General features: G+C 36.7%; 14 protein-coding genes and 3 pseudogenes. 6 read left to right on the top strand and 11 right to left on the bottom strand.

Translation table 11 applies throughout. The features are described from left to right. Window positions 1-367, top strand: a 367-nt coding sequence (locus AC1DVK_RS18900) for a transposase (protein ID WP_477627113.1), incomplete at its 5' end; no start/stop codon positions are given. 881 nt (window positions 368-1,248) lie between these two features. Here AC1DVK_RS18900 and AC1DVK_RS18905 read toward each other — a convergent pair. The 9 genes from AC1DVK_RS18905 to AC1DVK_RS18945 all read right to left on the bottom strand — a co-directional run bounded on the left by AC1DVK_RS18905 (window position 1,249) and on the right by AC1DVK_RS18945 (window position 9,598). Next, window positions 1,249-1,821, bottom strand: a complete 573-nt coding sequence (locus AC1DVK_RS18905; protein ID WP_260398842.1) for a site-specific integrase — start codon at window positions 1,819-1,821, stop codon at window positions 1,249-1,251. A gap of 489 nt (window positions 1,822-2,310) precedes the next feature. Beyond that, window positions 2,311-3,282 carry a UV DNA damage repair endonuclease UvsE gene (gene uvsE, locus AC1DVK_RS18910; protein WP_089362277.1) on the bottom strand — a complete coding sequence of 324 codons (972 nt, stop codon included), beginning with the start codon at window positions 3,280-3,282 and terminating at the stop codon, window positions 2,311-2,313. Window positions 3,283-3,481: 199 nt separating this feature from the next. After that, on the bottom strand, window positions 3,482-4,306 hold the full coding sequence (locus AC1DVK_RS18915; RefSeq protein ID WP_477627114.1) for a trans-sulfuration enzyme family protein: 825 nt from the start codon (window positions 4,304-4,306) through the stop codon (window positions 3,482-3,484). 1,150 nt (window positions 4,307-5,456) lie between these two features. After that, window positions 5,457-6,149 (bottom strand): hypothetical protein, encoded by a 693-nt coding sequence (locus AC1DVK_RS18920; protein ID WP_477627115.1) that lies wholly within the window; start codon window positions 6,147-6,149, stop codon window positions 5,457-5,459. Continuing rightward, on the bottom strand, window positions 6,146-6,886 hold the full coding sequence (locus AC1DVK_RS18925) for a hypothetical protein (RefSeq protein WP_477627116.1): 741 nt from the start codon (window positions 6,884-6,886) through the stop codon (window positions 6,146-6,148). The genes AC1DVK_RS18920 and AC1DVK_RS18925 overlap by 4 nt, the downstream gene beginning before the upstream one ends. Beyond that, a complete protein-coding gene (locus AC1DVK_RS18930; protein ID WP_477627117.1) occupies window positions 6,867-7,769 on the bottom strand; it encodes an ATP-binding cassette domain-containing protein in 903 nt (300 codons plus the stop codon). The genes AC1DVK_RS18925 and AC1DVK_RS18930 overlap by 20 nt, the downstream gene beginning before the upstream one ends. After that, window positions 7,766-8,110: a GntR family transcriptional regulator gene (locus AC1DVK_RS18935; RefSeq protein ID WP_477627118.1), complete on the bottom strand. Its 345-nt coding sequence runs from the start codon at window positions 8,108-8,110 to the stop codon at window positions 7,766-7,768. The genes AC1DVK_RS18930 and AC1DVK_RS18935 overlap by 4 nt, the downstream gene beginning before the upstream one ends. Before the next feature lie 574 nt (window positions 8,111-8,684). Beyond that, window positions 8,685-9,188 carry a PCYCGC motif-containing (lipo)protein gene (locus AC1DVK_RS18940; protein WP_061463270.1) on the bottom strand — a complete coding sequence of 168 codons (504 nt, stop codon included), beginning with the start codon at window positions 9,186-9,188 and terminating at the stop codon, window positions 8,685-8,687. A 155-nt stretch (window positions 9,189-9,343) separates the two neighbouring features. Next, window positions 9,344-9,598 (bottom strand): hypothetical protein, encoded by a 255-nt coding sequence (locus AC1DVK_RS18945; RefSeq protein WP_410862190.1) that lies wholly within the window; start codon window positions 9,596-9,598, stop codon window positions 9,344-9,346. Between AC1DVK_RS18945 and AC1DVK_RS18950 the strand changes: the two are divergent. From AC1DVK_RS18950 to AC1DVK_RS18970, 5 genes and pseudogenes are all read left to right on the top strand, one after another. Then, window positions 9,591-10,221, top strand: a pseudogene (locus AC1DVK_RS18950) (MobA/MobL family protein). The gene AC1DVK_RS18945 and the pseudogene AC1DVK_RS18950 sit on opposite strands and share 8 nt — an antisense overlap. A gap of 12 nt (window positions 10,222-10,233) precedes the next feature. Further along, a complete protein-coding gene (locus AC1DVK_RS18955; RefSeq protein ID WP_477627119.1) occupies window positions 10,234-10,608 on the top strand; it encodes a hypothetical protein in 375 nt (124 codons plus the stop codon). A 118-nt stretch (window positions 10,609-10,726) separates the two neighbouring features. Then, a complete protein-coding gene (locus AC1DVK_RS18960) occupies window positions 10,727-10,975 on the top strand; it encodes a hypothetical protein (RefSeq protein WP_477627120.1) in 249 nt (82 codons plus the stop codon). Between the two features lie 79 nt (window positions 10,976-11,054). Continuing rightward, complete coding sequence (locus tag AC1DVK_RS18965; RefSeq protein ID WP_477627121.1) at window positions 11,055-11,177, top strand: hypothetical protein; 123 nt, start codon at window positions 11,055-11,057, stop codon at window positions 11,175-11,177. A gap of 461 nt (window positions 11,178-11,638) precedes the next feature. Then, window positions 11,639-12,145: a hypothetical protein gene (locus AC1DVK_RS18970; protein WP_477627122.1), complete on the top strand. Its 507-nt coding sequence runs from the start codon at window positions 11,639-11,641 to the stop codon at window positions 12,143-12,145. A gap of 97 nt (window positions 12,146-12,242) precedes the next feature. Here AC1DVK_RS18970 and AC1DVK_RS18975 read toward each other — a convergent pair. Continuing rightward, window positions 12,243-12,420, bottom strand: a pseudogene (locus tag AC1DVK_RS18975) (hypothetical protein); the annotation flags it as partial. Window positions 12,421-12,719: 299 nt separating this feature from the next. Next, window positions 12,720-14,711 (bottom strand): annotated as a pseudogene (gene pulA, locus AC1DVK_RS18980) (type I pullulanase); the annotation flags it as partial. Window positions 14,712-14,721 lie beyond the last annotated feature (10 nt).

Genomic DNA, 14,721 nt, shown 5'->3' on the forward strand with positions numbered 1-14,721 from the left:
GTACTCAACAACCAATAAAGAGGGCTATCGCGAGTATAAATCACCCAAACACACTTGTGCGACATGCTCATTTTTATCTCAGTGTACAGAAAGCAAAGACCATCAAAAAGTGGTGACACGGCATATTTGGCAAACACATGTGGAAGAAGCAGATCATCTGCGTCATCATCAAGATGTAAAAACTATATATGCGAAACGTAAAGAAACGATTGAGCGTGTATTCGCAGATGCRAAAGAAAAGCATGGTATGCGTTGGACAACTTTAAGGGGACTTAAAAAATTGTCGATGCAGGCGATGCTTACTTTCGCTGCCATTAATTTAAAGAAGATGGCCAATTGGACATGGCGAGGTCCAAAAATGGCCTAACATAGTGGGCTCGTAGAGCCCCAATCTCCTAACTTCAGGCAAAAATTCAAAGGGAATCTCAAAAAGGGGTTCGGAATTTTTTAATTCCGAACCCCTTTTGTCTACAAACTGAGGCATTCCTCAACAGAATGCCTTTTTATAATATTGAATTTCCCCTGAGATTCTTCCTCTAAAATAAGGATTTTCACGAAATTTAGTTTTAAAAGACAGAGCATCCTCTCCTTCTTGTACTTTGATAAATATTATTCAACATTGGCGTTGATTGCCAGAGTCCATTAAAAAAAGAAAAACCTTTCTTTAGTTGAAGATTGTCTACAGTCTGGAACCCTATAATTATAGGTTTTTTTATGAATAGTAGAATAAATCAGGAATAGTAGTTACCATAATTATATTATGGTAACTACTTAATGAGGCCTGTTTATTCATTTCTGAGATCCGCTAATTCATTAGTTGTTCAACAAGACTTAATGACATGGTTCTTGCTCTGGACCGCAAAGTAAATATGGAGACTAATAAAATGCCCTTCATTCACCAACTTACCAGGTTGTTATCGATAGTCCGCTTGTATACAAAGCCCTTCACTTCCGTACGAAAAACAGCGTCCAATTTCAATACTTGATCCAAACTCTTGTAATTTCCAAAACTCTCAGTGAGTTTTTTTCCCTTGCTAAATGGAAAAGTGTTTGGATTATGCCCCCCACTCCGCTAGTTGTTGAACGGAGAAGCTCTTCCTCTTTCACCTCTCCGATTAAAGACCAGTCTTCTTTAACCATCCAGTTATATCGAAATAATGTTTTCGCTGGAATACCTCCCTATTATAGGAATGTGGTAACCAATAACAAACTGAGTAAAACTGGTCGGCTATAAATCGGCCCGGTCAGTTAATAATAGAAATCCATTAATGTTTCGTCCATTAAATCTTGTGTAAGACCTATGTAAATCATCGTATCTTTTGGATTGGAGTGATTTAGGATTTGCTGCAGTAATGCGATATCCTTGAATTTTTGGTAATGCAAATAACCGAAAGTTTTTCTTAAGGTATGTGTACCTACATCCGGAATGTCTGCCATTTCAGCTGCTTTGTTCAAGATCCGGTAGGCTTGTACCCTAGTGATCGGTCCATTCCCTTTTCGACTTGGAAATAAATATTGTTCATTATTCAGGTTCATTTTCCGGACATACTTCTTTACTTCCTTACGAAGTTGAGGATTGACGATGAACCGTTTAATTTTATCTGTCTTTTGCTCCACAATGACTATATGCGTGCCTTCTAGGATATCTTTCACTCGCAATTGTAAAAGATCCCCTATACGCAAACCGATATTTATCCCAATTGAAAACATCATATAATCCCTGTAGCTGCAATATTTTAATAGTGACTTTTTCATCTTTTCTATGTGATCGAGCCGGCGTATCGGCTGGACATTCTTGATTCTTTGAGAGGTCGCTTGCATGAATGACTCATTCCCCTTTCCCCTTCTTTCATTGTACGTGAACAGGAGAAAAAAAGGCAAGTTTTTTTAATTTCAATACCCTTGTAAACCTTGATTTAACGCGATTTCGAATGTATCAATAGAGGTCCTTTGTTACATTCGGAATATTCTTGCGAAATCACCCAATAAGCCCTTAAAATCTGCCAACGTCCTTTAAACGTCTGTATAGAGCCATATAGCGCTTTTAAGACAGTTTTGATTAATGACTCTATGGATTTAAAACAACGGCTTTAAAAACTAAATATGAAGCTCGTTTTTTTGTCTTTTTTAATATTTTTGTAAGTTAATGTATACTTTTGAATATTTCTATCATTTAATTATATTGTTCATTTTTATAAAATCAATTCGATTCACCATAACTATGTTATGTAAACAAGGTCTTCAATTATTTTTTATTACATTTGATAAAGAGAATCTTATGCACCCTCTTTATCAAATCACCTCAATTTATTAATGAATATAAAAACTGGCTCCATCAATGATCTCTATATCTTTGTAAACTTGCAGCTGATCCATCAACTGGAAAAGTGCTCCGTCCTTTTGTTTTGCTTCAATCATACAATCCAATTGTGGTAAACTCCCCTTAATTTGTTGCAAAAAATCCATGAAGATTCCTGTATCCACAAAGTCAGCATGTGCTCGAAATTCTTTATCGGACCTTGGACTTGAAATATGCATTTTAGGAGGCAGTTTGGAATTACTCCAGGTATTTAATATTCGGTCCCAATGATCTTTCCAATTTTCACTTGGTAACCGATGTGCGAGGTAATGGTGATAATCAAAAACTATAGGAATCCCCAATTTCTCACATAAGTAAAGTGTTTCCGTCAAAGTAAAAGTAGTATCATCATTCTCTAGAATGACCATTCTTTGAATCGATTCAGGAATCAACCCCCAATTATGAATAAACTGCTCCAAAGCCTGTACATGTTCGCCATAACCGCCGCCAACATGCAGAACACAGCGATGCTCAGGGTTAATCCCCATTTTCTCCAATAAAGTATAATGCATCCTTAATGTTCTTAATGATGTCTTCAGTATATCTATATTTGAACTATTCAAGATGACGTAATGATCTGGGTGGAAATCTATCCTTATTTTTGGATGATTTGTAATAAATGATTTTAATTTGGAAAGTTCCTCCAAAATAGGATCTATGTAATCCCACTCTGGGATTTCTGGATGATTGGCTAAAGGTATGAGTTTAGAAGAAAGTCTAAAGAATTGAATATTATTAGCTTCGTTATGTATCAGTAAACGCCAACAATTATGAAGATTGGAAATCGAAATGCGTTCAAGTTTCCTTATCGCCGCATCTTTGTCCTTAATTTTCGAAAACTGAGCAAAAGTCATCGTTTGCGATGGTGAACAGTTTGGCACRTGAGTACTCATGGCTACATAACCTAGTCGGATTAATGTCAAATGGATATCTCCTTTACATTTTTTTGTTTATTGGAAGTATCCCATTAAAACATTAATAAATCCATATGGGAAAAAATCCATCTCTAACAGCAATTATAAAAAATAGATCGCATACACAAATGCCAGTTATTACTTAAGTAATTCCCCATTCCAGTGTCAAAAGGATGATACATTTCAGGTTATCCTGCAAACAAAGATCTCATAAATCTAGTGCTTGTTCAAGATCTGCAATTAATTTTTCCGCTGGTTCCATTCCTACAGAGAGACGAATTAACCCATGGCTTACATGTTCCTTGATTAGATTGTCAGCATTATTACCTAAGTTTGGAGACATAATAAGACTCTCGAAAGAACCCCAGGACACGCCAATTTTAAAGATCCTTACTTTGTTTATCACTTCCTTTACTGCTTCATAATTTGCACTTTTAAGTTCGAAAGTCAATAAACCCGAGAAGCCAGTTAGCTGTTGATTATTTATTTCTGTATTACGCGGCGAGTGAAGTCCAGGGTAATTTACCCTTGATACAGCTGGATGGGAAGAAAGGAAACCTGCGATTTGCTTAGCGTTTTCTTGATGTACTTTCATACGTAATGGCAATGTTTGCAATCCTCGCAACAATAGAGAGGCTTCGCGCGGCCCCATCGTTCCACCAAACAATAAATACTCCTTATTAAAAAGATCCTTCATTACTTCACCACTAGTAATTAATGCACCGCCTAACAAGTCACTATGTCCTCCTAAGTATTTAGATGCGGAATGAACTACAATATCAATCCCATAAGTTAAAGGCTTTTGAAAGAGGGGGGTGGCCCATGTATTATCAATGATCGTACGAACACCACAAGACCTTGCCATATCACCAATAACCTTAAGATCGACAAGTTGGAGATTCAAATCTGTCGGATTTTCCAGGTATATTAATTTTGTATTTGGCATGATAGCTCTCTCGATATCTTTCTTTACAGTCGAGTAAACAACTGAATGGTTAATCCCAAACTTCTGCAAATAAGTTAACAGATCCATTGTGGACTGTTCGCCCTGCTCCAATGCAGCTAATTTTTTTTCGGCGATTTCAACAGTTGGGTTAGTCCCTCGTGTATATACATAATGATTTTGTTGCTCATTTTCTGCTTTGACAAACTCTTCATGTGTGGGGTAGACAAATCAAGAATTCCCGAATATTGGAGGAATGATCGCTCCACCAAACAGTTCGGACCCCGTATCAAAGTGCATACAAATTTCTTGTTCACTAAAGAAGTTCTCAGGATTCTGCATGGTTTCCTCCTTCTATTTACCTTATTATGAGTAGTTTTAAGAGTGATTTGATTTCTATAATATAAGCAGTTAATTGTATAGTGGCAATCCGGTTCACTTTAATGGATATTTGTATTTCGGGGTCCATATTAACGGGTATAGGAATGTAGGTAGGTGTGGGCTGCAAATGAACATCTTTTGGCGGTAATGGTTTTACACCTTCAATAAGAATAAAACAACTCTCTCCTGTCTACTCCATATCCGTATATCCATTAAATCTCATCTGGGCTATTAAAGTATGTCCCTATTCTATAAAATTTATCCGTACTTAATTTTATAAAACAGGTTCATGATTCAAACCACTCTATTTTTTTATACACCCATCCACTCGTTCTGAATGTGTTACTTGCACAATTAAAGAACATTTCCTTTCCCCTTTAAAAACTTGACCCTTAAGTCGTTTCTCTGCTCTTTCTTACTACTATCACAAATACTATCTTTAAAATAGAAAATGCTCTGGTGACACAAACCCAGAGCATTTTTTACTATTTTAGATATATATTAACACTTTCTGTTAATGGCTTTTTACACGAACGTTCGTAAAGTGTTTTCTACCTTTTATAATGCATTATAATAATCCATAGAATAATATAGATCTGTTCCTTCATCATTATGATGACTTGCATTTCAGTATGGATTAGATGATGGTTATACCTGTTAGAGAAATCCCCATAATCTTATTGATATTTCACAAAACAACTCCGTTTTTATCTATTAGGGTTAAGGGTCCTGCCTTAACCTTTATCACTTTTTTAATTTCTTCGTTTTTTCATAAGTCTTTGATTTTCTGTACTCTCAAACAAACTTTATAACATGGTTGTATTCCATGCAAAGAGATGAAAATCTCTCAACCATTCGTTTACTTCTCAATAAATTCAAGAAAGACATGATCATCAGCTATTAACTCAAGATTATTGGGTATTCGTAAATAAACGACTTGGTCGGTACTGAAAGATGGATTTAAGATCGATTCACCTGTAAATTGTCGTATTGGAAAATCAGCTTTAGTTATTATAAGATTAATATCTTGTTGTTGAGGAAGATTAATGGTAAGGGTATCATCCATTAACTCGAGATGATAAGGCTTCAGTTTTCTAGAAAAATCATAACCGTCTATTATTAATCCATTGCCAAAAACGAAGGCTTCAATCGTGTCATCGTTATTTGTCTTTCTTTCTACAAAAATCTGCGAACCGTCATCGTTACTAGATTTGACCTTTATTGTTTGATTTCGGTAATTACTAAAGTTCCTTTCTTTCATTAAATACTCAGCATCAACCTGGTCGATCTCTCCCTTATTAAGATTCGAATATATATCACTTAATTCCCGGTCTGTATCCACCACTTTTTCCATTCCTTTCTGACTCATCGAATCATCAATGATGAAAGGGACAAAAGCCGTGCCGAGAAGTAGTACGCCAATATAGATGAAGAGAAGCCAGTGAGTTACTTTGGGAGTTGCAAATTTTCCGGCAAACCTAACCATAAAAATGAAAACACCAAATATAAGAATTAGAATGACTAACGGCAATATTGCTTTCATAACGGTCATCGTCTTACCTCCATTCGATTCAAGATGCTTATAGCAGCTGTAAAAAATACAGCAACCGTTACAACCACCTTAATAATAAATAGAGAAAGCGTCGATTCCATCGTATAAAATGTAAATACGCTTACGAGAAAAGGCTCTTTTTGCATTGAGGCCTCAAGAAATAGTGTTCCAAATAACAAAACAGAAATAAGAATGATAAACAATTTACTTACTTGGACTAGTGTCCCAATAAAGTAGCCAATGGAGGTAACGAAGAAAACATAAAAAATTGTTACACCTATACCCATAACAAGTTCTTGTAGCCCAGCATGAACGCCATAAATCCGCTCATCAAGAAAAATATAAGCTAAGACTTCCAACAAATTCCCAGCCAGAATGGCAGTGATGCTCCCAACGATACTTGACGTTAATAAAAAGAGAATATTCGATAGACTACTACTAAGGCGATTGGTTACGAAAGTAAAATCATGATTTCTGTATGGTTTCGCAGTTATTGTAATCGCTGTAACGAAAGCCCATATCAGTGTGAAACCAATGACTAAATCTGCAGAATAGTATTTTATATTAACACTAATGTTGCTTCCTCCCATTCCAGCTGAGCCAACACCACCAATTGAAAAGAGAAGTGCTAATAACTGGATTCCAATGAGTGAACTAAAAGCATCTATATTTGCTTTTAGCTTAAAAAAGTATTGTTTTTTTATCGTTTTCCTCAAATTAACTTTTGTTAAAGACATCATCAATTCCTCCTTTCGTTTCACTGGTTAAGTAAACACATAAGTCACTTGATTTAACGGGTAAGATTTCCACTCCTACAATTCGAGCTTTATTAAGTAAGGACTCAGAAAAATCATTTTTTATAACCGCATACATCGTATTCACACCTAAGTATTCCTTAAAAAGGATTTCCTTTCCACTCGTTAAATTAAGTACTTCTTCCGTTGTTCCTTTTAATCCGATTGCCCATTCCTTTAACTCAGAGATTGACATTTGGAAATGTTTCTTCCCAGCTTTAATGAGTAGCACTTCTTCCAGTAAATCCTCAATTTCATCCAAGTGATGGCTAGATAGAATAATAGTACGTGGATAAGCAATATAATCCTTAAGCAATGCTCGATAGAAGTCCTTTCTTACTGCCGCATCCATTCCTGTAGTTGGTTCATCAAAAATTGTTAACGGACAACGGGATGCTAAGCCGATAACCATATTAAAGGTACTTGTTTTTCCTTTCGAAAGCCGATTATGATAAGATTTTGGATCAAAAGAAAAATAGTCAAGCAAGCGCTTAGCTAATTTCCCATCCCAATTTGGATAGAAGTTCCCCGCCACTGTTAATATTTCACCAAGTGGTATGGCTGGTGGAAAACTCATTTGGTCGTCCACAAAGATAGAGTTTATAGAGACGTTCAGGCTGTTATATGGTCTTTCAGAAAAAACCTTGACCTGTCCTGACGTTTCTTTGATGAACCCAGCAATAATTTTAAGTAAGGTCGTTTTTCCAACTCCATTTCGACCAATTAATCCCGTTATTTTATTTTCTTCAATTGAAAAAGAGAGCTTATCTAAAATATTTTTCCTTAAATAAGTTTTCGTTAAATCCGTACATTCAATCACCCTCATTGTTCAGCCTCCTGATTATTTGCCACTTTTATCATTTTGATTAATTCTATTTCACTTATTTGTAATTGATTAGCTTCTATAACCAACTCCCGTACTAATCGCTTCAATGTTTGGTTTTTTCGTTTATAGATGATGATTTCTTTTGCATCACCAGCGACAAACATACCAAGTCCTCGCTTTTTATACAGGATATTTTCGTCCACCAGAAGATTAAGGCCCTTTGCTGCAGTTGCAGGATTGATCGTATACATTTCAGCTAATTGGTATTGTGAGTACACCTTTTCGTCACTTTCAAAATGGCCATTTAAAATTTCCGATTCAATCCAATCTGCAATTTGCACATAAATAGGCTTAGTACTATCCGTATTTAGAATTGTTTCCGCCTCCTTCAGATGTGGTGCATTACTGTTGTAATGTAGTATATATTAACTTGGAATATATTACAATACCTGTTTTTATTTGCATGTTTAGGTTCCAGTTTGTACTTTATTCGGCTCCCTTATATAATTCTACTTGGCATTGGAATAGGGGAAGCATAAAGCAGTTTATTGAAACATCGTAAAAGAAATGTTCGTAGTTAAGATCTTCTGTAATCGGGCACTTTTCCGGAGTAACGATAAAAAGTCCAATTTCTCAATTTTAATGCTGAGAAATTGGACTTTTTTATATTTACTTATAGTACAAAATCACTCCTGAAGTGACACCTCGGGTATTACTATCACTGCCAACGTTATGATAACAGTAGACAACTTCCTTTTTTTGTTAGGTTATAACTGTAGATTTTTTCCACGTTGCCGTCTAGAACAACGTATTTGCCTGACTTTGAACTGAACTGCACCATTTTTTGTTAAGATGTCTGTCTGGTTCTTGAACTACTTCTATGCTAGAAAACACTTATTATTACCTTTCAAATCCTTAAACCTCAGGGGTTGGTGTCGGTTTGGCATATCCACTTTTGTATTTTTCATCCACTTTATTCCGGATATCTTTAATGCTCATACCTTCATTCCAATCTAAAATGGATTGTGCAGCTATTTCTAGGCAAACTCCACATCTTGTCCCGTGGTCATCCCAAACCACTTCCCCATTTTTCTTATTCTCATGGATAAAACAATCGTAATTGTTTTTATGGTTCGCTGATTCCCCGCAACCACAGTAACAAGGTATTTTTTCTAGTAAATCTTTATTTTGAGCAACAGCTAAATAGATCGTCTTCATTTCTTCTGGTTTTTCAGATAAGAAATCCGGTGCTATGTCCTTACTGCCTGTCTCTTCCTGAAGGTCACCGGATACTGTATGTGCTGGGTGTCCTTCATGACTGCTTTCTTTTTGAACAACACTTTCTCCTTCACTCGAACAGCCTGAAAGTAATAAAGAACAACAGATCCCAAAAGTCATGGTCATTAATTTAGTCTTCATTTATACACTCCTTGAATATTTTTGATACTTCCATTTTATGTTATGGGATGCACTTTCTACAAGATAATTCACAAAAGGTACATAAATCTCCTTTAATTGATATGATAAGGGTCTTCGTATCATGATAAGGACTCATAAAAATAATAAAAAGGTTTTCAATTTATTTGCTTCTGTTTATTTTCTGCTACTTGGATCTTTACAGGCTTGGATGTTTCCTTTTTTTCAGGTTTTTCAGGAAGAATCGACACTTGAAAACAGATCAATCCGTTTTCCCCTGGACAATCATCCACGGATATATCCAATGTTGGCTCGTCTTGGACCATGATTTTTTGTTGGTTGATATTTTTGGCCGTAAGGCCGGCTTTTTGGGAAACAAGAAAAAACTCACAAGTGGCTAGAGAAATGAACATCGCGTTACCTAGAGAATTATCCCATCAAGAACAAGCTGAGTTAATTCGTGGGTATGTGCAAAAAGAATTCGTCGATCAAGGCATGATTGCCGATGTAGCGATTCACCGAGACGAAAAATCCTCATGCGCATGTCATGTTGACCACTCGCGAAATTTCCAAAGAAGGATTCACCGTTAAAAATCGGGACTGGAACAAAAAAGAGTTGCTGCAGCAATGGCTTGAACAGTGGGCAGAACATGCGAATCAATCCTTAGAACGAGAAGGCATTCAAGACCGTATCTCCCATGAATCCCATGCAAAACGAAACCTGATTATTTTTCCAACGGTCCATCTTGGCCACGTTTCCCATGAAATGGAGATGCGCGGGGTCCAAACGGACCGAGGAACGATCAATCGTGATCGCCAAGAATACAATCGTCTTGTTGTGGATCTTCAAACATACCGGGAAGAAAAGAAAGCCCTGGAACAAGAAAAAGCACGAAAACAAGAACAACGGCAACAATCCGAACGCTTCAACACACCTGCAGAACGTGCTCATTTAAAAGAAGCTTCTAAGCTTTTGAACATAGATCGTGAACCTACCTTGAAAGAAATCTTTGTAAAGCGTAAAGAGCTCGATTAGTGGGAGAATCAAGTGAATAAGGATGACCAACAGATTCGATGGAAAGATGAAACCATCAGAAGCGCTTCAGAAACCTACCGTTGGATTCACCTATTTGAAAATCAACGCCAGCAAGCACAGCAACAATTGGAAACAATCAATTGGATGAATCCCTTTAAATTAAAGGAAAATCGAATGACAAAGGAACAATCCGAACTAGAAATTTTCAAGGCGGAAGACCAAATAACATTACGTGATAAAAAGCTACATAGCTACCGTAAAAAGCTTGGCTTCCATACCGAAAAAGAATTTCACCAGGTGCAAAGTCAACATCACACAGAGTATCCTGGACTCCTGGAAAAAATCGACAGACACGTGGACAAATCAATCGTGAAAGAGACGTCTTAAAAAAGGCTGAGACTGCCCATCAGAACGCTTTTGTGCGTCAAGTGACTTCATTAATATCCTGAACGTCCTGAAATGCTCCATAACCGTAAAGAAGAAATTCAAAGGCTCCCATGGTGAATTGGATCGTGTGAATCAGCACCGGTCACGGTTACACCGAGCTGAAGGCTATTTGAAAAAATATGAAAAACATCATGCCGTTGTTGAAAAAATCGAGAACAATCCTTTCTCCAAAGGGAAATTGCTTGTTTCAAAATTAGCTAAACAAGAATATGAACAGGCTATTTCAACACGGGAAAACTCCCAAGATTCGATGAAGAAAGAAGGCGTTTCTGGAAGAAAGGACCTTGAAAACAGTTCCATACTTTAGGGGGAATGAAAGCTAGAGTTCCTGCATTTAAAGATCAGATTCACTCACAAGTAAGGGCCTCGGCCTATTAGAGGGAATTATGAATGGCGTTGAACAGGCAGGAAGGGACATGCAATTAGAACAAAGTCTTCACCAGCAACAGGTTAAGGGCAAAGGTAAAGGTAAATCAAGACAGCCCTATCAAGGCATGGACAGGGAATAGAAAAGGTTCTTATCTAATTCTAGATAAGAACCCTTTTCTATTTCATCATTATCGAACTTACGAGTTGATTTTACTTGCTGATTAAAGCCTTTTCTAAATCTTACATAAAAATATTAAAAGGGAGTGATGATCTGGTGTCAAATAAAATAGCTGATTTTATTTTAGACTAACACATTATAAAATTATATCTTGTTTTTTTTCTTATTATTTAACAATATTATTAATCCAATTATTGCTATAAATAAAATTAATATATCTATATTGTAGACAGAAAATAAATTTTGATCTGCATTTAAAACAGAATATATCCTTATTACAAAACCTAAACAAATAGAAATAAATACAATCCATAAAGTATTAGAGGATTTCTCCTTTTTTACCATAATTCCCTTGACCTCCTATATTCTTTTATATAGTGTTAGAATATACCAAATATTCAGAGAAAGCAAAGGAGTGTTATTTTGAGTAAAATGAAAAAGTCTTTATTTTCAATAGTAACAGTAGGATTATTAGTAGTTTCTAGTGTTCCTAACACATTTGCAGAGGAGTCAAAAAAAGAAGTAACTCCTTCTACAACAGCAGTAAACCCAATTGTGGAAGTCAATTTATTTAGTGAAGAAATACAACCAAGAGCTAGAATTATTGAAATGAGCAAACCTATTGCATATCAAGCTAAACTATCAAATGCAGAATTAGGAAAAATGGTAAAGGCTTATCAAAAGGGATCCACATGGTTAAATATCGTAAGTACTATTGTATTTGCTGGTGGTCCAACTGCTCCAGCTGGAGTAGCAACTGCGGTAGCTTCTGCACTTGCAGGAAGTCCTGATAGTTTGATTGCAGCATATAATTCAGGAAAGCATGCTTACCATGTATCAGTTTACGCTAGTGGTGTGAAACCAAGTTTATCAAAAATAACTTATATGTATTACACTAATGAAAACCTCTCGTTTAGAGATCCGAGTTAAAAAGTCTACGAGCTATATAAAAACAGTGGTTCCAGTTTCCGAACCACTGTTTTTATATTTAAGGAGGAGCTTCTATTTGAGAAGCCCCCCTTGACCTAACTGTGGAACAGTGTCCACATGATACACATGAGGATTCATTGATTGGAACATTATTATCCAAAATGACACGTGGGCGTTTTGCTTCAATCAAGTCAATGTTTCAGTTGCCTGTCAGCTTGGCATGCTTCAACACTACGGCCGCAAAGGATGCATTGATACGGATTATATCGATAGAATAGTTCCTAAACTAGGATGATAACATGAAGCTTACTGTTACCATTTGTAATATCGTTCGGTTACCGTCCAGCCTGGCCTCGGCACCTTTGATTTTTATATGTATTTTATCTGAGAAAAATAATCGCTCCCTTATAAAAAATGATATAATCCAGTTTATAATTTTCTACCCTGACATTTTTTTCTCAAACGTGAGAGTACATAATGGAGGATTTAATACCGTCAATAGATTTCATATCAAATAATGATCTAAAACGAAGTGAGAAACAGCATTCTCTCACTTCGACTTTAGTTCAATTGATTACAAGTTTATTTTCAATACAAACGAACTTAAAGCGGCAACGGTTGCCTGACTCCCTTTAATCCTTTCTATACCTTCCAAGCCCGCCTGCTGTCCATTCACTAAAACGGACCATTCTCCTTCATGGGGAAGTGTAATGCTTATCGCGTCCCAATTTGCGTTATGAATCACTGCAATTTTGTAATCCTTATGTTTTAGAGTGAAGGCAACTGCATTTGGTGGAGCATCGATGAATTGTAAATGCTCCTCAATTTCTTCCGGTGTGCTTAACCTAAATACAGAATGGTTTTTCCTGAGCGAAATCAGCCCTTTCATATACTCCACTTCGCTATCTAACTCCGCTCTTCTTTTCCAATCCAACCTATTAATCCAATCAGAAGATTGATAGCTATTTTCATCCCCACCCTTTGTACGCATAAATTCTTGTCCAGCATGGATCATTGGAATTCCTTGTGCCAGTAAGACAATTGCTGAAGCCAGTTTATGCATCTGTTTACGTGTTTGTTCTGTCGCATCAGGATTAGTGATGAGAAGCTTATCCCATAAAGTATAATTATCATGTGCTTCAACATAATTGATCACTTGATCTGGTTTTTTGTATGTGGCGATATTTTCATCATATTTCAAACCGCCAGCGATGCCCTTTTTTATAATATCTTCCATACCTGGTTTGCCATTAATGAACCCTTTATCATGTTCATTCATCACAAAGCCTTTTAAACCATCGCGGATAGCATCATTAAAATGAGCGATGCCAGGCATTTTAAAAGCATTCTTTTGATTTGCTTTCTGCTCTTGGGCCAAGGGGGTGTTCATATCCCAGCCTTCGCCCAAAACAATAAGGGTCGGATCAATTTCTGCCAGCGCCTTTTTCACTTCATTCATCGTTTCCACATCATGGATTCCCATTAAATCGAAACGAAAACCATCAAGGTTAAATTCTTTCGCCCAATAGGTTACGGATTCAACGATGAATTTCCGCATCATTTTATGTTCAGACGCGGTATCATTTCCTACACCAGTACCATTTGATAAGGTACCGTCACCGTTATACCGAAAAAAGTAGGTAGGAACCAGTTTATTAAAATTTGAATCATCCACGGAATAAACGTGATTATATACAACATCCATGATTACTCGTAATCCGTGATCATGTAAGCCTTGGATCATTTCCTTTAACTCCCGGATCCTGACCTTTGGTTGATACGGGTCAGTCGAATAAGAGCCCTCGGGAGCGTTATAATTTTTCGGATCATATCCCCAGTTATATTGTGGTTCATTCAATTTCATTTCATTGACAGTAGCAAAATCGAATATGGGGATAAATTGCACATGGGTTACACCTAAATCTTTTATATGATCAAGACCCGTTTTCACATCCTTTGGACCTTTGGTTCCGGTTTCAATTACTCCTAAGAATTTACCTTTATGTTGGATTCCACTTTCAGGATGAATCGACAAATCCCGTGTATGCAATTCATAAATGATAACGTCCTCAGCTTTGTCGAGCGGTGGTTTATCCCGTGTCCACTTTTCAGGGTCCGTGTCCGTTAAATCTATTACGACTCCCTTATTACCATTTACCGTGACTGCACGAACATAGGGATCTACGGCTTCACTCCAGACTTCTCCCACTTTCACTTTATATGTATAAATCAATTCATCCTGATCACCCGTAAGTTCAATGGTCCAGGTTCCCTTTTCCGAACGATCCATCTGAATTTCCATTCCACCTGAATCATCCCAATGTTTATAAGTAACTAGTTTAGCTTCAGATGCAAGAGGTGCCCATAACCGGAATGCCGTTTTATCCTTTTGATAGGAGTTCCCCAAATCTTTTCCGTCATAGTAATAAAATTCATCTAGTTCTGCCGGGTTCACTGGATTAATATTTGCAACCGGAAGGGATTCCGACTGGTTTTCGGTTTTTATGTCCACGGGTTTTCGAATATTGGTATTTTCCTCTTCAAAAGAAGAAAGCGAATCTTTAATAGGTCATTCC

It is taken from the genome of Peribacillus sp. P4_B1 (assembly GCF_056402395.1).

Bases quoted from the DNA above. Each gene is read 5' to 3' on its own strand.
- AC1DVK_RS18965 (WP_477627121.1), top strand. From the start codon at position 11,055: ATGAATGGCGTTGAACAGGCAGGAAGGGACATGCAATTAGAACAAAGT.
- AC1DVK_RS18940 (WP_061463270.1), bottom strand. From the start codon at position 9,188: ATGAAGACTAAATTAATGACCATGACTTTTGGGATCTGTTGTTCTTTA.
- AC1DVK_RS18930 (WP_477627117.1), bottom strand. From the start codon at position 7,769: ATGAGGGTGATTGAATGTACGGATTTAACGAAAACTTATTTAAGGAAA.
- AC1DVK_RS18920 (WP_477627115.1), bottom strand. From the start codon at position 6,149: ATGACCGTTATGAAAGCAATATTGCCGTTAGTCATTCTAATTCTTATA.
- AC1DVK_RS18925 (WP_477627116.1), bottom strand. From the start codon at position 6,886: ATGTCTTTAACAAAAGTTAATTTGAGGAAAACGATAAAAAAACAATAC.
- AC1DVK_RS18905 (WP_260398842.1), bottom strand. From the start codon at position 1,821: ATGCAAGCGACCTCTCAAAGAATCAAGAATGTCCAGCCGATACGCCGG.
- AC1DVK_RS18945 (WP_410862190.1), bottom strand. From the start codon at position 9,598: ATGTTCATTTCTCTAGCCACTTGTGAGTTTTTTCTTGTTTCCCAAAAA.
- AC1DVK_RS18915 (WP_477627114.1), bottom strand. From the start codon at position 4,306: ATGGATCTGTTAACTTATTTGCAGAAGTTTGGGATTAACCATTCAGTT.